This is a genomic window from Coralloluteibacterium thermophilum, assembly GCF_042654365.1.
In the GTDB taxonomy this organism is placed as follows: Bacteria; Pseudomonadota; Gammaproteobacteria; order Xanthomonadales; family Xanthomonadaceae; genus Coralloluteibacterium; species Coralloluteibacterium thermophilum.
Map to the genome: position 1 here is coordinate 75,707 of NZ_JBHSGG010000014.1, position 17,900 is coordinate 93,606.

Sequence of the window (17,900 nt, forward strand, 5' to 3'; positions counted from 1 at the left end):
GCGCGCGCGCCCGACCGCGACGGCCGCGGCTGGGGGAGGCGAGGCCTCCGGGCTATGCTATCGGCCATCGTTCCCAAACGTTCCGCGAGGCGCGCGTGCTCGAACTCCTGATGGCCGGTGGCTGGCCGATGATCCCGCTGGTCCTGCTCTCGGTGGCGGCGCTCGCCATCGTCCTCGAGCGCTTCTGGAGCCTGCGCCGCGGCGCCGTGCTGCCGCCCGGGCTCGGCGAGGAGGTGCGCGCCTGGGCGGCGCGCAAGCAGCTCGACCCGGCGCACATCGACATCCTGCGCAACAACTCGCCGCTGGGCGAGGTGCTGGCGGCCGGCCTCGACATGCGCCAGCGCCCGCGCGAGCTGATCCGCGAGCGCATCGAGGACGTCGGGCGGCACGTCGTGCACCGGCTCGAGCGCTATCTCAACGCGCTGGGCACCATCGCCCAGGCGGGGCCGCTGCTGGGCCTGCTCGGCACGGTACTCGGCATGATCGACATGTTCCTCGGCATCCTCGACCACGGCGTGGGCGACGTGAACCAGGTCGCCGGCGGCATCGGCAAGGCGCTCATCTGCGCCGCGGCGGGCATGATCGTGGCGATCCCGGCGCTCATGTTCCAGCGCTACTTCCGCGGCCGCGTGGACGGCTACGTGGTGGAGATGGAGAAGCAGGCCATCGCGCTGGTGGACGCGCTCGACCCGCACTCGACCGGGCTGCCGCCGGCCGCGGCGGCCGCAGCGGCAGCGGCGGCGCGACCCGCCGTTCCAGCCCCGGCACCGACCGCGGCGCGCGCGGGGTCCAAGCCGGCCTCCAAGCCGGCGCCGGCCGTCCCGGGCCGCGCACGATGAACCTCGGCCGCGCCCGCGCGCGCGAGGAGAACGAACTCAACCTCGTGCCGCTCATCGACGTGATCCTGGTGCTGATCATCTTCTTCGTGATCACCACCACCTTCACCTCGCGCTCGGCCCTGCAGGTGCAGTTGCCCGAGGCCTCGCTGTCGGACGACAGCGCGCAACGCGAGGCGCTGGTGCTGATGATCGACGCCGATGGCCGCATCTTCGTCGGCGACCAGGAAGTGCTGCGGCGCGATGCCGAGGCGGTCAAGGCCGCCATCGTCGCGGTGGCCGGCGACGACCGCGAGCGTCCGGTCACCCTGCGCGCCGACGGGCGGACCCCGCACCAGGCCGTGGTGATGGCCATGGATGCGCTGGGCCAGCTCGGCTTCGCGCGGCTGTCGGTGGCGACGCAGCAGGAGGCGCGCGAGTGACGGTACAGATCCAGGCCAGGGCCTGGCCGATCTACCGCCGCCTGCTCGGCGTCGCCTGGACGTACTGGCCGCTGCTGACGGTGGCGGTCGTGGGCATGGTGATCGAGGCCGCCGCCGCGGGCGCCTTCACCGCGCTCATGCAGCCGATGATCGACGAGACCTTCGTCGCGCGGAACCCGGACGTGGGCCTGCTGCTGCCGGCCGCGGTGGTCGGCATCTTCGTGCTGCGCGGCATCGCCACCTTCGTGACCGACTACGGCATGTCGCGCTCGGGCCGCAGCGTGGTGCGCGACCTGCGCGAGGCGATGCTCGCCAAGTTCCTGCGCCTGCCCAGCGCGCATTTCGACGTGGAGGCGGTGCCGGCCCTGGTCTCCCGGCTCAACTACGACACCGAGCAGGTGGCGCACGCCAGCGCGGAGTCGCTCAAGGTGCTGATCACCGACACCCTGACGATCCTGGCGCTGCTGGGCGTCATGTTCTACCACAGCCCGCGGGTCACCCTGGTCATGCTGGTGGTGGCGCCGCTGATCGGCCTGATCGTCAACTACGTGGGCCGGCGCTACCGGCGGATCAACCGCAGCATCCAGGACGGCGTCGCCAGCCTGGCCCAGGCGGCGGAGCAGACCATCGCCGCGCAGCAGGAGGTGAAGGTCTACGGCGCGCAGGACGAGGAGCTCTCGCGCTACTCGAAGCTGGCCAACCGCATCCTCACGCTCAACGTGAAGGTGGAGACGACCAAGGCCGGCGCCTCGTCGGTCGTGCAGCTGCTGGCCGCGGTGGCGCTGGCCATCATCCTGCTGGTCGCGGGGCGGGAAGCGCTGCAGGGTCGCCTCACCGCGGGCGAGTTCACGGCGCTGATGATCGCGATGATGGCCCTGCTGCCCTCGCTCAAGCGCATCACCACCGTGCAGAGCCAGATCGGCCGCGGCGTGGCCGCCGCCGACAAGATCTTCTCGCTGCTGGATGCGCCGGAGGAGCAGGACGAGGGCGCGCGGCCGCTGGCGCGGGCGCGCGGCGACCTCGCCTTCCGCGAGGTCAGCGTGCGCTATCCCGACCAGCTCGCGCCGGCGCTCGATCGGGTCAGCTTCGTCGCACGGCCGGGCACCGTGACCGCCATCGTGGGGCGCTCGGGCAGCGGCAAGTCCACCCTCGTGCGGCTGATCCCGCGCTTCTACGAGCCGGCCATGGGCGAGGTGCTGCTCGACGGCGCGCCGCTGGGCGAGTACCGCCTGGCGGACCTGCGCCGGCAGATCGCCCTGGTCGGCCAGCAGGTCAAGCTGTTCGACGACACCATCGCCGCCAACATCGCCTACGGCACTCCCGACGCGACGCCCGAGCGCATCCGCGCCGCCGCGGAGGCGGCCAACGCGCTGGAGTTCATCGAGCGCCTGCCCGAGGGCATGGCGACCCGCATCGGCGAGAACGGCAGCCTGCTGTCGGGCGGCCAGCGCCAGCGTCTGGCGATCGCGCGGGCGATCCTCAAGGATGCGCCGATCCTGATCCTCGACGAGGCCACGGCCGCGCTCGACAACGAGTCCGAGCGCCTGGTGCAGGACGCGCTGCAGAAGCTCATTCCAGACCGCACCACCCTGGTCATCGCGCATCGGCTCAGCACCATCGAGCACGCCGACCAGGTGCTGGTGCTCGACGGCGGCAGGCTGGTGGAGCAGGGCACGCACGCCTCGCTGCTTGAACAGGGCGGCATGTACGCCCATCTGCACCGCATGCAGTTCAGGGAGACGTCCGCGCGGTGAGCCGCAACCTGCAGTCGATCTGGTACGGCGACGCGTCGCCCGGGCGCGGCCTGCGCACGGTGGAGGCGGTGTACGCGCAGGCCACCGCCCTGCGCCGCTGGCTCTACCGGCACGACTGGATCCGCCGCCAGCGGCTGGGCGTGCCGGTGATCGTGGTCGGCAACCTCATCGCGGGCGGGGCGGGCAAGACGCCGCTGACCGTTGCCCTGGTGGAATGGCTGCGCGCGCGCGGCTGGCATCCCGGCGTGGTCACCCGCGGCTACGGCCGCAAGGGCAAGGCGGCGCTGACCGTGCAGGCCGGGACCACGCCCGCCGAGGCCGGCGACGAGCCGGTGCTGATCGCGCGGCGCACCGGCGTGCCGGTGCGCGTGGATGCCGATCGTTTCGAGGGCGGGCAGGCGCTGGTGGCGGCGGGCTGCGACATCGTGGTCGCCGACGACGGCCTGCAGCACTACGGGCTCGCACGCGACATCGAGATCGAGGTGGTCGACGGCATCCGCCGCTACGGCAACGGGCGCCTGCTGCCGGCCGGGCCGCTGCGCGAGCCGCCGGAGCGTGGCGCCGCCTGCGATTTCCGCGTGGTCAACGGCGGCACCGCGCGCGACGGCGAGTGGCCCATGGCCCTGCGCCTGGGCGAGGTGGTGCCGCTGGCCGGAGGCCGGCGCCGCCCGCTGGCCGAGTTCTCCGGCAGGCGCGTGCACGCGGTCGCGGGCATCGGCCACCCGCGGCGTTTCTTCGCGGCCCTGGAGGCGGCGGGGCTGCGCCCGGTGCCGCACGCCTTTCCCGACCACCACGCCTTCGTGCCGGAGGACCTCGACTTCCCCGAGGATCTTCCGCTGCTGATGACCGAGAAGGACGCCGTGAAGTGCGCGGCGTTCGCGCAGCCGCATCACTGGATGGTGCCGGCCTCGGCGGTGTTGCCGGCCGCGTTCTGGGACGCGCTCGGGGCCCGCCTCGACAACCTGGAGACGCCCGCCGCATGAGTCAGCCCTTCATCGTCGCGATTCCCGCCCGCCATGGCGCCTCGCGCCTGCCCGGGAAGCCGCTGCGCCTCATCGGCGGCGAGCCGATGGTGCTGCACGTGGCGCGGCGCGCATTGGCTGCCGGCGCCGAGCAGGTGGTGGTGGCCACCGACGACGCGCGTATCGTCGAGGCGCTGCGCGAGGCCCCGGTGACCGTCTGCATGACCCGACCGGACCACGCCTCCGGAACCGACCGCCTCGCCGAGTGCGCGGCGCAGCTCGGCTGGAGCGACGACACCGTGGTGGTGAACCTGCAGGGCGACGAGCCCTTCGCGCCGCCCGAGGGCATCCGCGCCGTCGCCGACCTGCTGCTGGATGCGGGCACCGAGATGGCGACGCTCGCCGCGCCCTTCGACGACACCGAGACCCTGTTCGACCCGAACGCGGTCAAGGTCGTCGCCAGCGCGCAGGGGCACGCGCTGTACTTCAGCCGGGCGCCGGTGCCCTGGCATCGCGACCGTTTCGCCCAGGACCGCCTGTCGCCGCTGGAGCAGGGTTGGCTGCGCCACATCGGGATCTACGCCTACCGGGTCGGTTTCCTGCGCCGCTTCACCGCGCTGCCGCCGGCGCGCCTGGAGCGCATCGAGGCGCTGGAGCAACTGCGGGCGCTGGAGGCCGGCTACGCGATCGCGGTCGCCGCGACCCCGGTGCCGTTCCCGCCCGGCGTGGACACCGAGGACGATCTCGCACGCGCCGAGGCGCGCTTCGCGGAGGAGGCGCGCTGATGCGGGTGCTGTTCGTGTGTCTCGGCAACATCTGCCGCTCTCCGCTGGCCGAGGGCGTGGTGCGCGCGCGGCTGGCGAAGGCGGGCATCGACCACATCGAGCTGGACTCCGCGGGGTGCGGCGACTGGCACGTCGGGCAGCCCCCGGACCGCCGCACGATGGCGGTGGCGAAGGCGCGCGGCATCGACCTGTCCGCGCTGCGGGCGCGGCAGGTGCGGGTCGAGGACTTCCACGACTTCGACCTCATCCTCTGCGCCGACCGCAGCAACCTCGCCCACCTGCGGCGGATGGCGCCGCCGGACGCGCGGGCGACGGTGGCGCTGCTGCGCGACTGGGCCGAGGGCGGCGACGCGGGCCTGGAGGTGCCGGACCCCTACAGCGGGGGACAGGAAGGCTTCGAGTCGGTGCACGACATGCTGGAGGCCGCGGCCGAGGCCATCGTCGCGCGGCTCACGAGCCGGCCAGCGGGCGGCGGATAGAATCCCCCGATGCCCCCAGCCTTTCCGGTGCCGCCGCCGGCGCGCCGTCCACACCGGCGCCGCGCAGGCGCCCGTGCAGCATGAACGAACCCAGTCCCGCAGCCCCCTTCGACGGCAAGGCCTTCGTCCGCCAGCTCACCACGGCGCCGGGCGTCTACCGCATGTACGCGGCGGACGGGAGCGTGCTCTACGTCGGCAAGGCGGCTTCGCTGAAGAAGCGCGTCGCCAACTACTTCACCAAGGCGCTGCCCCACCGGACGGCGACGATGGTGGCGCAGATCGCGCGCATGGAGGTCACCGCCACGCGCACGCCGGGCGAGGCGCTGCTGCTGGAGAACCAGCTGATCAAGACGTTGAAGCCGCGCTTCAACGTCATGCTGCGCGACGACAAGAGCTACCCCTTCATCCTGCTGACCCGGGAGACCTTCCCGCGGGTGGCCTTCCATCGCGGCGGGCGCGCGGTGAAGGGGCGCTACTTCGGCCCGTATCCCAGCGCCGGCGCCGTGCGCGAGACGCTCAACGTCATGCACCGCCTGTTCCGCCTGCGCAACTGCGAGGACAGCGTCTTCCGCAACCGCTCGCGGCCCTGCCTGCAGTACCAGATCGGGCGCTGCTCCGGCCCCTGCGTGGGACTGGTGGAGCAGGAGGACTACGCCCAGGACGTGCACCGCGCCGAGCTGTTCCTCGAAGGTCGCGGGCGCGAGCTGGGCGACGAGCTCACCGCGGCGATGGAGGCCGCCGCCGCGCGCCTGGACTTCGAGGCCGCCGCCCGCCTGCGCGACCAGCTCGCCACCGTGCGCCGCATCACCGCGCGCCAGTACGTGGACGGCGTCGAGGTCGAGATGGACGTGCTCGCCATCGCCATGCGCGAGGGCCGCGCCTGCGTGCTGCTGCTGGCCTTCCGCAACGGCATGAACCAGGGCACGCGCAGCTTCTTCCCGAAGCTGTCGGGCATGGAGTCCGAGCCGGACGAGGTGCTGGCGGCGTTCGTGGCCCAGTACTACGGCGAGCAGCGGGCGCCGCGCGAGATCGTGCTCGACCGCGCGATCCCGGACCAGGCGCTCATCGAGGCCGCGCTCACCGAGCAGGCGGGGCGGCGGGTCGAGCTCAAGGCCTCGGTGCGCGGCGACCGCGCGCGCTACCTGGACCTCGCGCGGCAGAACGCCGAGCTCGCGCTCGCGAGCGACCTCGCCAGCAACGCCACCCAGCGCATGCGCATGGAGGCCCTGCAGCGCCTGCTGGAGCTGGAGGCGATGCCGCGGCGCATGGAGTGCTTCGACATCAGCCACACGATGGGCGAGGCCACGGTCGCCTCCTGCGTGGTATTCGACGCGGAAGGGCCGGTGCGCAGCCAGTACCGGCGCTTCAACATCGCAGGCATCACCGGGGGCGACGACTACGCGGCCATGCGCCAGGCGCTGGAGCGCCGCTTCCGGCGCGCGCAGGACGAGGGCGTGGTGCCGGACATCCTGTTCATCGACGGCGGCGCCGGCCAGCTCGCGCAGGCGCGTGCGGTGCTCGACGGGCTGGGGATCGAGGGCGTGGAGATCGTGGGCGTCGCCAAGGGCGAGGCCCGGCGCGCCGGCTACGAGGTGCTGATCCGCGACGACGGCCGCGTGCTCCGGCCCGGCCCCGATTCGCCGGCCCTGCAGATGATCCAGCAGATCCGCGACGAGGCGCACCGTTTCGCCATCACCGGGCACCGCGGGCGCCGGCAGAAGACCCGCGAGACGAGCCGTCTCGAGGACATTCCGGGCATCGGACCGCGCCGACGCGCTAACCTGTTGAAGCATTTCGGGGGGCTCACCGGGCTCCGCAACGCAGGTGCCGAGGAGATCGCCGAGGTCGAGGGCGTCAACGCCAGCCTCGCCCGGCGCATCTACGCGGCCCTGCACGGGCTCGAACACTCTACGGACGCCGACGCGTGAAGCTCACGATTCCCAACATCCTCACCCTGTTCCGGATCGTGCTGATCCCGGTGCTCGTCATCGGCTTCTACCTGCCGTACATGTGGTCGAACTTCCTCGCCGCGTTCATCTTCGCGGTGTGCGCGATCACCGACTGGGCCGACGGCTGGATCGCCCGCCGCTACGGCATGTACTCGGCGTTCGGCGCCTTCCTGGATCCGGTGGCCGACAAGCTGGCGGTGGCCGTGGCGCTGTTCATCGTGGTGCAGTCGCATCCCACGGTGTGGCTCGCGCTGCTGTCGGCGGTCATCGTCGGCCGCGAGATCACCATCTCGGCGCTGCGCGAGTGGATGGCCGAGGTGGGCCAGCGCCGCCAGGTCAAGGTGGCGACGGTGGGCAAGGTGAAGACCGTGGTGCAGATGCTGGCCATCGTCTTCCTGGTCTACCGCGACGACGTCTTCGGCCTGCCGATCTTCACCATCGGCGAGTGGCTGCTGGCGGTCGCCGCGGCGCTCACGCTGTGGTCGGGCCTGGCCTATCTCCGCGCAGCCTGGCCGGCCTTCCGCGGCGAGGGTAGGCAGCCGGGCCCGGCGGCGTCGGCCGGGGCGGGGAGCGATCCGGCGGCGGGCGCGGGAGGTGCCGAGAACAGTTGACGCGGCCTCGGCGTATGTGAATAATTTGCGGCTCCGCGGGAATAGCTCAGTTGGTAGAGCACGACCTTGCCAAGGTCGGGGTCGCGAGTTCGAGTCTCGTTTCCCGCTCCAGTTGCATGAACGAGACCTCGGCATGCCGAGGTCTCGTTTTTAGAGGGCAGAGTCACGCAACACGGCCTGATGGCAGAGTGGTCATGCAGCGGACTGCAAATCCGCGTACGCCGGTTCGATTCCGACTCAGGCCTCCAGAAAATACGATGCGGGAATAGCTCAGTTGGTAGAGCACGACCTTGCCAAGGTCGGGGTCGCGAGTTCGAGTCTCGTTTCCCGCTCCAGATCGACGAAAACCCCGGCCGCGTGCCGGGGTTTTTCGTTTCCGGCCTCCGGCTTCCGCGTGGCAGACTCGGCGCTTCTCGGAAGCGCTGAGGAGGCGCGCATGCGGGCGACGATCGCGATGGCGACTGCGGCGGTGCTGGCCGGGTGCACCACGGCGCCGGCGTTGCGGCAGCAGCCGGTGGCGATGCAGCTGGAGACCACGGCCGCGCCCCGGGCCTATGCGCGCTGCGTGGAGCGCGCCTGGGACGCGCTCCCGGGTGCGTCCGCCGATCTTTCGCGCGAGGGCGGCGGCGCCTACAGCGTGGTCCTGCGCCAGCACGGCCAGGACAGCGTGCTGCTCCTGGCAGAACCGGCGGGCGAGGGCACGCGGGTGGCGCTGCGCTACCGGCCGGTGACCGCTGGCGGGCACGGCGCGGCCACCCGTGCGGCGGACGACTGCCGCGCCAATCCCAGCGGGCTGTCGGTGGGCCGCGACGGCTGAGCGCGGGCTCCGGTCGGTGCGCGCCACGCGCAGCGCCGGTATGCGGCGCCTCCCGATCGGCGCGTCGCGATCCGCAGCGTGCATGACACGCTCTAGTGGAAGTCGCGCGACACCGGGCCGATCTGCGGAAGCAGGCTGCCCAGGTCGACGAGGCGATGCGCGAGCAGGTGGCTGGTGCCTTCGCGGCGTTCCAGCACGCCGTCGACCGCCAGCAGCACCGCGCCCAGCAGTTCCGCGCGCTGGCGTTCGGCCAGGTCGCGGCGCACCACCACGTTGACCACGCCGGCCTCGTCCTCGAGCGACAGGAAGGTGATGCCGCTGGCGGTGTCCGGGCGCTGGCGCAGGATCACCAGTCCGGCGTGCCGCACGCGGCTGCCGTGGCGCATGCGCAGCAGGCGGTCGCTGCGCTGCGCCCGGCGCGCGGCGAGCTGGCCGCGGACCAGGCGCACCGGGTGCGTGCCGAGGGTGAGGCCCAGCCGTGCGTAGTCGGCATGGGTGTCCTCGGCGACCGTGGGCGGGCGCAGCGCGACGGCCTCCTCGGCGGTGGCGACGCCCAGCAGCAGGTCGCGCCGCGCCGCGCTGCCGGCGATGGCCCACTGCGCCCGGTGGCGGTGGCCGGCCAGCATGCGCAGGGCGCCGGCGTCGGCCAGCGCGTCGCGCGCACGCGCGCCCAGCGCGGCCCGCGCCACGAGATCGTCGACGCTGCGGAACGGCGCCTGCGCGCGCGCGGCGACGATGCGCTGCGCGCTGGCCGCATCCATGCCGCCGATCAGGCGCAGCCCGAGGCGCAGGGCATGGGTGTCGCCGTAGCGGCGCTCGGTGCCGCCGGCCCGCGCCTGTCCTGCGGGTAGCGGCTCCAGGCTCGAATCCCAGTCGCTGGCGGTCACGTCCGGCGGCCGCACCACGACGCCGTGGCGGCGCGCGTCGGCCACGAGCTGCGCCGGCGCGTAGAAGCCCATCGGCTGTGCGTTGAGCAGGGCGCAGGCGAAGGCCGCCGGCGCATGGCACTTCAGCCACGACGAGATGTAGGCGATCAGCGCGAAGCTCGCGGCGTGCGACTCGGGAAAGCCGTAGCTGCCGAAGCCCTTGATCTGCTCGAAGATCTGGCGCGCGTAGTCCGGGGTGTAGCCGTTGCGGGTGAGGCCCTCGAAGATGCGCCCCTCCCACTTCTCCAGGCCGCCGTTGCGCTTCCAGGCGGCCATCGAGCGGCGCAGGCCGTCGGCCTCCTCCGGCAGGAAGCCGGCGGCGACCATCAGGAGCTGCATCACCTGCTCCTGGAACAGCGGCACGCCGAGGGTGCGCTGCAGGACGCCCTGGATCTCGGGCTTGGGATACACGATGGGTTCGAGCCCGGCGCGGCGGCGCAGGTAGGGATGCACCATGTCGCCCTGGATCGGCCCAGGGCGGACGATGGCGACCTGCACCACCAGGTCGTAGTAGGTCGCGGGCTTCAGGCGCGGCAGCATGCTCATCTGCGCGCGCGACTCGATCTGGAACACGCCGATGGTGTCGGCGCGCTGGATCATGCGGTAGGTGGCGGCATCGCCCTCGGGAATCCCGGCCATGTCCAGGCGCTCGCCGTGATGGCGTTCGATGAGCTGGAAGGCCTTGCGCATGCAGGTGAGCATGCCGAGCGCCAGGCAGTCGACCTTGAGCAGGCCGAGCGCCTCGAGGTCGTCCTTGTCCCACTGGATCACGGTGCGGTCCGGCATGGCCGCGTTCTCCACCGGCACCAGGTTCCACAGCGGCTCGCCGGAGATCACGAAACCGCCGACGTGCTGGGAGAGATGGCGCGGGTGCTTCTCGAGCTGGCGCACCAGGGCGTGCAGCAGGCGGATCCCGCGGCTGTCGGGGTCGAAGCCCGCCTCGCGCAGGCGCAGCGCCATCGGCGCATCGCCGTGCGCCCACGAGTAGGCGTTCGCGAGACGGTCGATGCTGTCCTCGCCGAAGCCCAGCGCGCGCGCCACGTCGCGGGCCGCGCTCCTGCTGCGGTAGCTGATGACGGTGGCGGCGAGCGCCGCGCGTTCGCGCCCGTACTTGCCGAAGACGTACTGGAGGACCTCCTCGCGCCGCTCGTGCTCGAAGTCCACGTCGATGTCGGGCTCCTCGTCGCGTGCCCTGGAGAGGAAGCGCTCGAACAGCATCTCGAAGCGCTCGGGCCCCACCGAGGTGATCCCGAGGCAGTAGCAGACCAGCGAATTGGCGGCCGAGCCGCGGCCCTGGCACAGGATGCCCTGCTCGCGCGCCCACCGGACCACGTCGTGGACGGTGAGGAAGAAGGCCTCGTAGCCCTTCTCGGCGATCAGCGCGAGCTCCTTCTCGATCGTCGTGCGGTACGTCGCGGCCACGCCGTCGGGCCAGCGTCCGCGCGCACCGGCCTCGACCAGGGCGCGCAGGTGCTGCGACGGCGTCAGCCCTTCGGGGACCAGCTCCTGCGGGAAGGCGTACTTCAGCTCGCGCGGGGAGAACCGGCACAGCGCGGCCACGCGCAGGCTTTCGGACAGGGTCTCCGGCGGGTAGAGCACGGCCAGTTCGGCACGGGTGCGGAGATGGCGTTCGCCGTTCGGGAACAGCGCCTGCCCGCAGTCCGCCACCGGGCGACGCAGGCGGATGGCGGTCATCACGTCCTGCAAGCGGCGGCGGCTGCGGCGATGCATGTGCACGTCCCCGGCGGCCACCAGCGGCGTGCCGTGCGCGGCGGCGAGCCTGCGCAGGCAGGCCAGGCGCAGGGCGTCGTCGTGGCCGCGGTGCAGTTCCAGTGCGATCCAGGTGCGCCCGGGGAGGCGCCCGGCGAGCCAGCCCAGCTCGGCCTCGGCCTGCTGCGCCTCGAAGGCGCGGGGAAACGTGGGCACCCACAGCGCCAGCAGGCCCTCGAGGGACTGCGCGTCGAGGTCGGCGCGGGTGAGCAGGTAGTCGCCCTTGCCGGCGCTGCGCCGCGCCGTGGTGATCAGCCGGCAGAGCTGGGCGTAGCCGGCGCGGTCGGCGCACAGCAGGACCAGCTTCAGGCCGTCGTCGAGGATGAACTCGCTGCCGACGATCAGGCGCGGCCCGCCGTCCTCGCTGGCCTGCAGGGCGCGCACCAGGCCGGCGACGGAGCACTCGTCGGTGATGGCCAGGGCGGCATAGCCCAGGTCGCGCGCGCGCTCGAACAGCTCCTCGGCATGCGACGCGCCGCGCTGGAAGCTGAAGTTGGACAGGCAGTGCAGCTCCGCGTAGGGCGGTGGCTCCGGCCTGCGCCGCTGCGTGCCGCGGGGAGGCAGGAGAGTGGGCGCGACGAGGCGCAGGCGCGACCCGGAGCCGGCCTCCGGGGGCGGGGACGCGGCATCGGTAGACGTCTCCGGTGCCGGCTGCGTGCCCGGAGCCTGCGCGGCGGGGCCGGGTGGGGGCGGAAGCGGGCCGTTCATCCGAACCACCCGTGCACCATCCAGCCCTCGCCGCCCGCCTCGCGGAACAGCCAGGCGCGCTGGCCGGTCTCCAGCTCCGCCGCCACGTAGTCACGGCGCACGGCCTGTCCGTCCCACCAGCCGCTCTCGATGCGCTCGCTGCCGCCGAGCACCCGCACGATGCGCGCCTGCAGCGGGACCGGTGCGGGCAGCAGCCAGAGCGGGCGGGAAGGCGGAGTGAGTGAAGGGGAGGGAGGAACGAGGGAAGCACCCGTCTCCCTCCCCTCCGAGGCGGGAGGGGGCGCTTTTCCGGTGGAAAGTGAGACATGAGGCGTGAGCAACGAGGAGGACGCGCAACTGCTCATCCTCGTTCCTCCACTCCTCCTCGCCCGCTCCCCGCGCTGCGCGCGCTCACCCCCATCCCGGCCTTCCCCCGCAGGCGGGGGAAGGGGTAGAGACGCGCTGTCCCGGAAGGTCAATGCCTGCCCGTCTCTCCCGGCAGTCGCTTCGCAGCGTTCCGTACCGGCGCAGACCACTCCCTCTCCCGCGACAGCGGGGGAGGGCTGGGGAGGGGGCGCTTTTCCGGTGGAAAGTGAGACATGAGGCGTGAGCAACGAGGAGGACGCGCAACTGCTCATCCTCGTTCCTCCACTCCTCCTCGCCCGCTCCCCGCGCTGCGCGCGCTCACCCCCATCCCGGCCTTCCCCCGCAGGCGGGGGAAGGGGTAGAGACGCGCTGTCCCGGAAGGTCAATGCCTGCCCGTCTCTCCCGGCAGTCGCTTCGCAGCGTTCCGTACCGGCGCAGACCACTCCCTCTCCCGCGACAGCGGGGGAGGGCTGGGGAGGGGGCGCTTTTCCGGTGGAAAGTGAGACATGAGGCGTGAGCAACGAGGAGGACGCGCAACTGCTCATCCTCGTTCCTCCACTCCTCCTCGCCCGCTCCCCGCGCTGCGCGCGCTCACCCCCATCCCGGCCTTCCCCCGCAGGCGGGGGAAGGGGTAGAGACGCGCTGTCCCGGAAGGTCAATGCCTGCCCGTCTCTCCCGGCAGTCGCTTCGCAGCGTTCCGTACCGGCGCAGACCACTCCCTCTCCCGCGACAGCGGGGGAGGGCTGGGGAGGGGGCGCTTTTCCGGTGGAAAGTGAGACATGAGGCGTGAGCAACGAGGAGGACGCGCAACTGCTCATCCTCGTTCCTCCACTCCTCCTCGCCCGCTCCCCGCGCTGCGCGCGCTCACCCCCATCCCGGCCTTCCCCCGCAGGCGGGGGAAGGGGTAGAGACGCGCTGTCCCGGAAGGTCGATGCCTGCCCGTCTCTCCCGGCAGTCGCTTCGTAGCGTTCCGTACCGGCGCAGACCACTCCCTCTCCCGCGACAGCGGGGGAGGGCTGGGGAGGGGGCGCTTTTCCGGTGGAAAGTGAGACATGAGGCGTGAGCAACGAGGAGGACGCGCAACTGCTCATCCTCGTTCCTCCACTCCTCCTCGCCCGCTCCCCGCGCTGCGCGCGCTCACCCCCATCCCGGTCTTCTCCCGCAGGCGGGGGAAGGGGCAGGGGCGCGCTGTCCCGGAAGGTCGATGCCTGCCCGTCCCCTTCGGCAGTCGCTTCGCAGCGTTCCGTGCCGGCGCGGACCGCTCTCTCTCCCGCGGCAGCGGGGGAGGGCTGGGGAGGGAGCGCTTTTGCAGCGGGGGAGAGCTGGGGAGAGAGCGCTTTCCTGGCCAGGAGTGAGCCATGAGGCGCGGGAAGCGAGGAGGAAGCGCTGCCGCCGCTCGGCCTCGCTTTCCCATGCCTCGCCTGCTCCCCGCGCTGCGCGCGCTCACCCCCATCCCGGCCTTCCCCCGCAGGCGGGGGAAGGGGCGGAGGCGCGCTGGCAGGGGAGAACGCTGCCTGTCCGTGCCCTCCGGCAGTCGCTTCGCCGCGTTCCGTACCGGCGCAGACCGCTCCCTCCCCCGCGACAGCGGGGGAGGGCTGGGGAGGGGGCGCTTTCCCGGCCAGGAGTGAGCCATGAGGCGCGGGAAGCGAGGAGGAGGTGCAGCCGCCACTCGGCCTCGTTTTCCCGTGCCTCGCCCGCTCCCCGCGCTGTGCGCGCTCACCCCCATCCCGGCCTTCCCCCGCAGGCGGGGGAAGGGGCGGAGGCGCGCAGGCCGGGGAGAACGCTGCCTGTCCGTCTCCCCCGGCAGTCGCTTCGCCGCGTTCCGTACCGGCGCGGACCGCTCCCTCCCCCGCGACAGCGGGGGAGGGCTGGGGAGGGGGCGCTTCCGTGGCGGGAAGCGGGACAGGAGGGGCGAGCAACGAGGAGGCGGTGTTCCCGCCCGGCCTCCTTTTTTCACTCCTCCTCACTCGTTCCTGGCCCTTTGCGCGCGCTCCTCTCCGCTCACTCCTCGGCACGGCGATGCGCCACGCCCGTTCGGGGCGATGGTCCCCGACGACTTCGAGCTGGCGCACGCTGTCGTCGCCGAGGCGGGCGCGCAGGTGCTCGACCAGGGCGTCGTGGTCGAGGGCGCCGCGGCTGCCGGCCTCGAACAGATCGCGCACCTCGGGCACGAAGGCGGGCAGGTCCTCGGCCACCAGGGCCAGGCCATGGGCGGGTGCGGGCAGCGAATGCCGCTCCAGGCGGCCGCGTGCGGCATCGAACAGGGCCTGCGCCGCCCGCATGGGCTTGCGCAGGCCGATGGCGAGTTCCGAGGCCGGCACGCCCTCGTGCACGAAGCGCAGCACGAAGCGCGACACACCGCCGTCGCGGGCCGAGAGGAAGGCAGCCAGCGCATTCGCCAGGTGCCGCAGCGGGAACAGCAGGGCTTCGCTGGACACGATGCCGTACTCGAACTCCAGTGCGCGCTCGAAGCGGTCCGGCGGCCGGTACAGCGTGCGGATGTCGTCGCTGCGTCCGCACAGGCGGTCCAGGTGCGTCCCGACCGGCCTGCCGGCCCGGCGCAGCAGGTCCGCCCGCGGCAGCGCGAGCACGTCGCCCAGGCGGCGCAGGCCGGCACGGAGGAGCAGGGCGGTCGCCTCGGGAGGCAAGCCCGCGGCCTCCAGCGGCAGGGCGCGCAGCGCCGCCTGGAGCCCATCCCGGCTGCCGACGTGCCGGCCGTCGCCGACGCCCGCGAAGGCGCGTGCCGCGGCCGGGGTCGGCGCCACCGCGATGCGATGCGCATGCCCGAGCCGGGTCAGGCCCGTGCGCAGGCCCTGGTCGATGGCCGTCCAGCCGCCGAACAGGCGCAGGCTGGCGCCCACCTCCAGCAGCACCGCGTCGGGCGGGGCGAGCGCCACCTGGCCGCTGAAGGCGTAGGCCATCGCCGCGATGGTGGCGAGGCAGGCGTCCTCGGCCGCGGGTGCGCGCGGACGGATGGCGATGTCGGCCGCCAGTGCGCGGGCAGTGGCACTGCTCAGGCCGGCATGGATGCCGAGTGCCTCGGCGGCGCGCTCCACGCCCGCCAGCCGGCGGTGCCGGTGTGCCGGGTCGTAGACCGCGCGCGGGCCGGTCGCGGCGCGGTCGGCGAAGGCCGCCTCGACCGCCAGCGCGGGCAGGTGGATGCAGGCCCAGAGCATGGCGGCCTCAATGGCGCACCGCATGCAGCGGCTGTGCGGGAGCGACCGCGCCCCGGCACTTGAGCACCCGGATCTCGAGCGCGTCGCCGTGGGCGGCCAGGGCCAGGCGCAGGGCGGCGGGACTCGGGTTGCGCGCATGCCGCAGGGGGCGCAGCGCCACGCCGAACGCGCTGCCGTCGGACGCGGCGACCTGCAGCCGGCGCATGACGCGATCGTCTCCGCCGCCGATCCAGCCCAGGACCGCGCCGAAGCAGCCTGCGCGCAGGCACTGTTCGCTGGCCCAGGCGGCACGCTGCGGCGGCGCCTCGACCCAGGTCAGGCGTTCCAGAGGCAGGCCGGCCTCGGCCAGGGCCGGGGCATAGGGAATCCAGGGCGGCGCCACGAAGGCGATGCGCTCGCGGCGGGCGATGTGGCGCAACGCCGGCAGCAGCAGTCCCATCTCGCCGATGCCGCCGACCGGCAGCAGAAGCTCGGTGAGGGCGGCGCGCGGGAAGCCGCCCCAGGGCAGGGCCCGGTCCAGCACCGCTATTCCGCTGGCGACCGCCTCGGCCGTACGGGCCAGCGGCCGCCCGGCCCGGTACAGGCGTCCATCGCCGAGCGCATCGGAGAGGGAAACGGCGGCGCTCATGCTCGGGAAGCAGGAGTGAGGGAGGAGGGCCGAGGAACGGGGAGAAAGACGGGAGCCGGCATTGCGGCCACGCCCGATGCCCTGCCCCGCGCAACGGAGGAACGGTGGGAAGAACCGCTTTCGTTGCGAGGCGTGGAGCCATGAAGCGCGGGAAGCGGGAGGGGAACGCTGCCGCGCCCCCTCGCCCATGCCTCGCGCTTCGCGCGCTCACCCCCATCCCGGCCTTCCCCCGCAGGCGGGGGAAGGGGCAGGGGCGCGCAGGTCGGGGAGGACGCTGCCTGTCCGTTCCTCCCGGCAGTCGCATCGCCACGCTCCGTACCGGCGCAGACCACTCCCTCCCCCGCGACAGCGGGGGAGGGCTGGGGAGGGGGCGCTTTTCCGGTCAGGAGTGAGCCATGAGGCGCGGGAAGCGAGGAGGAGGTACTGCCGCCGCTCGGCCTCGCTTTCCCGCGCTTCGCGCGCTCACCCCCATCCCGGCCTTCCCCCGCAGGCGGGGGAAGGGGCAGGGGCGCGCAGGCCCGGGAGGACGCTGCCTGTCCGTTCCTCCCGGCAGTGGTTTCGCCGCGTTCCGTATCGGCGCGGACCGCTCCCTCCCCCGCGACAGCGGGTGAGGGCTGGGGAGGGGGCGCTTTTCCGGCCAGGAGTGAGCCATGAAGCGCGGGAAGCGAGGAGGAGGTGCAGCCGCCGCTCGGCCTCGCTTTCCCGCGCTTCGCGCGCTCACCCCCATCCCCCCCTTCCCCCGCAGGCGGGGGAAGGGGCAGGGGCGCGCGGGCCCGGGAGGACGCTGCCTGTCCGCGCCTCCCGGCAGTGGTTTCGCCGCGTTCCGTACCGGCGCAGACCGCTCCCTCCCCCGCGACAGCGGGGGAGGGCTGGGGTTGGGGCGCTTCTGTGGCGGGAAGCGGGGCATGAGGAGTGGGAAACGAGGGGGACGTGCAGGCGCTCATCCCCGTTTCTCCACGCTTCCTCGCCCGTCCCTCGCGCTTTGCGCGGGAAGCGGGGGCGGACGTCATGGACAGCTCAGGCGCGACGGATGGCACCGACATACAGCCCTTCGATCGCGAAATCCGAGACGTCGCGGCCGATCTCGATCGGCGCGAAGGCGGGGTTCTCCGACAGCAGGCGGATGCGGGAGGCGCCCAGTTCCAGGCGCTTGACGGTGATCTCGCCCTCGATGCGTGCGACCACGATGCGGCCGTTGTCGGCCACCGGCGTGCGGTGCACGGCAATGAGGTCTCCGTCGAGGATGCCGGCGCCGGTCATGCTCTCGCCCTCGACCCGCAGCAGGAAGTCGGGGCGGGGCCGGAACAGGGCGGGGTCGATCGAGAAGCGCGCCTCGATGTTGCCTTCGGAGAGGATGGGGCTGCCCGCCGCGACCCGCCCGACGAGGGGAAGCGCGCGTCCGGCAGGGAGGGGGCGCAGGGCGGGCCGCGGCGCGGCCGCGGCCGCATCCTCGGCGGTGCCCGCGAGCAGGCGGATGCCGCGCGCCTTGCCCGGCGCCAGAGCGACCCAGCCCTTGGCCTCCAGCGCCTGCAGGTGCTTGCGGGCCGCATTGGGCAGGATGCCGAAGGCCTGCGCCAGCTCGGCCAGCGTCGGCGGGCGCCCCTCCGCGGCCAGGACGCGGGCGATGTGGTCGAGGATGGCCTGCTGGCGGTCGGTGGGGGTGTCCATGGTGTCCATTTATACACCATGGCGTTTGAGCCGTCGTCACATTTTCCCCGCTCGGCCTCCGTCT

The 17,900-nt window shown here is 73.1% G+C and carries 14 protein-coding genes and 3 tRNA genes; 13 read left to right on the top strand and 4 right to left on the bottom strand.

Translation table 11 applies throughout. The features are described from left to right. Positions 1 to 95 precede the first annotated feature (95 nt). The 12 genes from ACFO3Q_RS05170 (at position 96) to ACFO3Q_RS05225 (ending at position 8,615) form a co-directional block, all read left to right on the top strand. Entirely contained in the window at positions 96 to 839 is a 744-nt protein-coding gene (locus ACFO3Q_RS05170) for a MotA/TolQ/ExbB proton channel family protein (protein ID WP_377003567.1), read from the top strand. Continuing rightward, on the top strand, positions 836 to 1,258 hold the full coding sequence (locus ACFO3Q_RS05175; protein WP_377003568.1) for an ExbD/TolR family protein: 423 nt from the start codon (positions 836 to 838) through the stop codon (positions 1,256 to 1,258). The genes ACFO3Q_RS05170 and ACFO3Q_RS05175 overlap by 4 nt, the downstream gene beginning before the upstream one ends. Next, the gene (gene msbA, locus ACFO3Q_RS05180) at positions 1,255 to 3,012 is read left to right on the top strand and encodes a lipid A export permease/ATP-binding protein MsbA (RefSeq protein ID WP_377003569.1); all 1,758 of its coding nucleotides are present in this window, start codon (positions 1,255 to 1,257) and stop codon (positions 3,010 to 3,012) included. Before ACFO3Q_RS05175 ends, msbA begins: the two co-directional genes overlap by 4 nt. Continuing rightward, entirely contained in the window at positions 3,009 to 3,995 is a 987-nt protein-coding gene (gene lpxK / locus ACFO3Q_RS05185) for a tetraacyldisaccharide 4'-kinase (RefSeq protein ID WP_377003570.1), read from the top strand. Before msbA ends, lpxK begins: the two co-directional genes overlap by 4 nt. Beyond that, on the top strand, positions 3,992 to 4,759 hold the full coding sequence (gene kdsB / locus ACFO3Q_RS05190) for a 3-deoxy-manno-octulosonate cytidylyltransferase (protein WP_377003571.1): 768 nt from the start codon (positions 3,992 to 3,994) through the stop codon (positions 4,757 to 4,759). Before lpxK ends, kdsB begins: the two co-directional genes overlap by 4 nt. After that, on the top strand, positions 4,759 to 5,238 hold the full coding sequence (locus ACFO3Q_RS05195; protein WP_377003572.1) for a low molecular weight protein-tyrosine-phosphatase: 480 nt from the start codon (positions 4,759 to 4,761) through the stop codon (positions 5,236 to 5,238). Before kdsB ends, ACFO3Q_RS05195 begins: the two co-directional genes overlap by 1 nt. Before the next feature lie 80 nt (positions 5,239 to 5,318). Continuing rightward, positions 5,319 to 7,166, top strand: a complete 1,848-nt coding sequence (uvrC, locus tag ACFO3Q_RS05200) for an excinuclease ABC subunit UvrC (protein WP_377003573.1) — start codon at positions 5,319 to 5,321, stop codon at positions 7,164 to 7,166. Continuing rightward, positions 7,163 to 7,798: a CDP-diacylglycerol--glycerol-3-phosphate 3-phosphatidyltransferase gene (pgsA, locus tag ACFO3Q_RS05205; protein WP_377003574.1), complete on the top strand. Its 636-nt coding sequence runs from the start codon at positions 7,163 to 7,165 to the stop codon at positions 7,796 to 7,798. Before uvrC ends, pgsA begins: the two co-directional genes overlap by 4 nt. A gap of 35 nt (positions 7,799 to 7,833) precedes the next feature. After that, positions 7,834 to 7,909: transfer RNA gene (locus ACFO3Q_RS05210), tRNA-Gly, on the top strand. A 63-nt stretch (positions 7,910 to 7,972) separates the two neighbouring features. Beyond that, positions 7,973 to 8,046 (top strand) — tRNA-Cys (locus ACFO3Q_RS05215). A gap of 11 nt (positions 8,047 to 8,057) precedes the next feature. Next, positions 8,058 to 8,133 (top strand) — tRNA-Gly (locus tag ACFO3Q_RS05220). Positions 8,134 to 8,234: 101 nt separating this feature from the next. Next, on the top strand, positions 8,235 to 8,615 hold the full coding sequence (locus ACFO3Q_RS05225) for a hypothetical protein (protein WP_377003575.1): 381 nt from the start codon (positions 8,235 to 8,237) through the stop codon (positions 8,613 to 8,615). 92 nt (positions 8,616 to 8,707) lie between these two features. On the opposite strand, the gene ACFO3Q_RS05230 is transcribed toward ACFO3Q_RS05225, so the two are convergent. Both ACFO3Q_RS05230 and ACFO3Q_RS05235 read right to left on the bottom strand, forming a co-directional pair. Beyond that, positions 8,708 to 12,019, bottom strand: coding sequence for an error-prone DNA polymerase (locus ACFO3Q_RS05230; RefSeq protein WP_377003576.1), 3,312 nt, complete (start codon positions 12,017 to 12,019; stop codon positions 8,708 to 8,710). Beyond that, positions 12,016 to 12,177 carry a hypothetical protein gene (locus ACFO3Q_RS05235; RefSeq protein ID WP_377003577.1) on the bottom strand — a complete coding sequence of 54 codons (162 nt, stop codon included), beginning with the start codon at positions 12,175 to 12,177 and terminating at the stop codon, positions 12,016 to 12,018. Before ACFO3Q_RS05235 ends, ACFO3Q_RS05230 begins: the two co-directional genes overlap by 4 nt. 2,229 nt (positions 12,178 to 14,406) lie before the next feature. Between ACFO3Q_RS05235 and ACFO3Q_RS05240 the strand changes: the two genes are divergently transcribed. Then, positions 14,407 to 15,603: a hypothetical protein gene (locus ACFO3Q_RS05240; protein ID WP_377003578.1), complete on the top strand. Its 1,197-nt coding sequence runs from the start codon at positions 14,407 to 14,409 to the stop codon at positions 15,601 to 15,603. Here the strand turns inward: ACFO3Q_RS05240 and imuA are convergent. Continuing rightward, complete coding sequence (gene imuA / locus ACFO3Q_RS05245) at positions 15,548 to 16,168, bottom strand: translesion DNA synthesis-associated protein ImuA (RefSeq protein ID WP_377003579.1); 621 nt, start codon at positions 16,166 to 16,168, stop codon at positions 15,548 to 15,550. The two genes, ACFO3Q_RS05240 and imuA, sit on opposite strands and share 56 nt — an antisense overlap. A gap of 1,017 nt (positions 16,169 to 17,185) precedes the next feature. After that, the gene (lexA, locus tag ACFO3Q_RS05250; RefSeq protein WP_377003580.1) at positions 17,186 to 17,836 is read right to left on the bottom strand and encodes a transcriptional repressor LexA; all 651 of its coding nucleotides are present in this window, start codon (positions 17,834 to 17,836) and stop codon (positions 17,186 to 17,188) included. Positions 17,837 to 17,900: the final 64 nt, after the last annotated feature.

Coding starts and splice junctions, on each gene's coding strand:
- ACFO3Q_RS05175 (WP_377003568.1), top strand. CDS start 836: ATGAACCTCGGCCGCGCCCGCGCGCGCGAGGAGAACGAACTCAACCTC.
- kdsB (WP_377003571.1), top strand. CDS start 3,992: ATGAGTCAGCCCTTCATCGTCGCGATTCCCGCCCGCCATGGCGCCTCG.
- ACFO3Q_RS05195 (WP_377003572.1), top strand. CDS start 4,759: ATGCGGGTGCTGTTCGTGTGTCTCGGCAACATCTGCCGCTCTCCGCTG.
- uvrC (WP_377003573.1), top strand. CDS start 5,319: ATGAACGAACCCAGTCCCGCAGCCCCCTTCGACGGCAAGGCCTTCGTC.
- ACFO3Q_RS05225 (WP_377003575.1), top strand. CDS start 8,235: ATGCGGGCGACGATCGCGATGGCGACTGCGGCGGTGCTGGCCGGGTGC.
- ACFO3Q_RS05230 (WP_377003576.1), bottom strand. CDS start 12,019: ATGAACGGCCCGCTTCCGCCCCCACCCGGCCCCGCCGCGCAGGCTCCG.
- ACFO3Q_RS05240 (WP_377003578.1), top strand. CDS start 14,407: ATGGTCCCCGACGACTTCGAGCTGGCGCACGCTGTCGTCGCCGAGGCG.
- imuA (WP_377003579.1), bottom strand. CDS start 16,168: ATGAGCGCCGCCGTTTCCCTCTCCGATGCGCTCGGCGATGGACGCCTG.
- lexA (WP_377003580.1), bottom strand. CDS start 17,836: ATGGACACCCCCACCGACCGCCAGCAGGCCATCCTCGACCACATCGCC.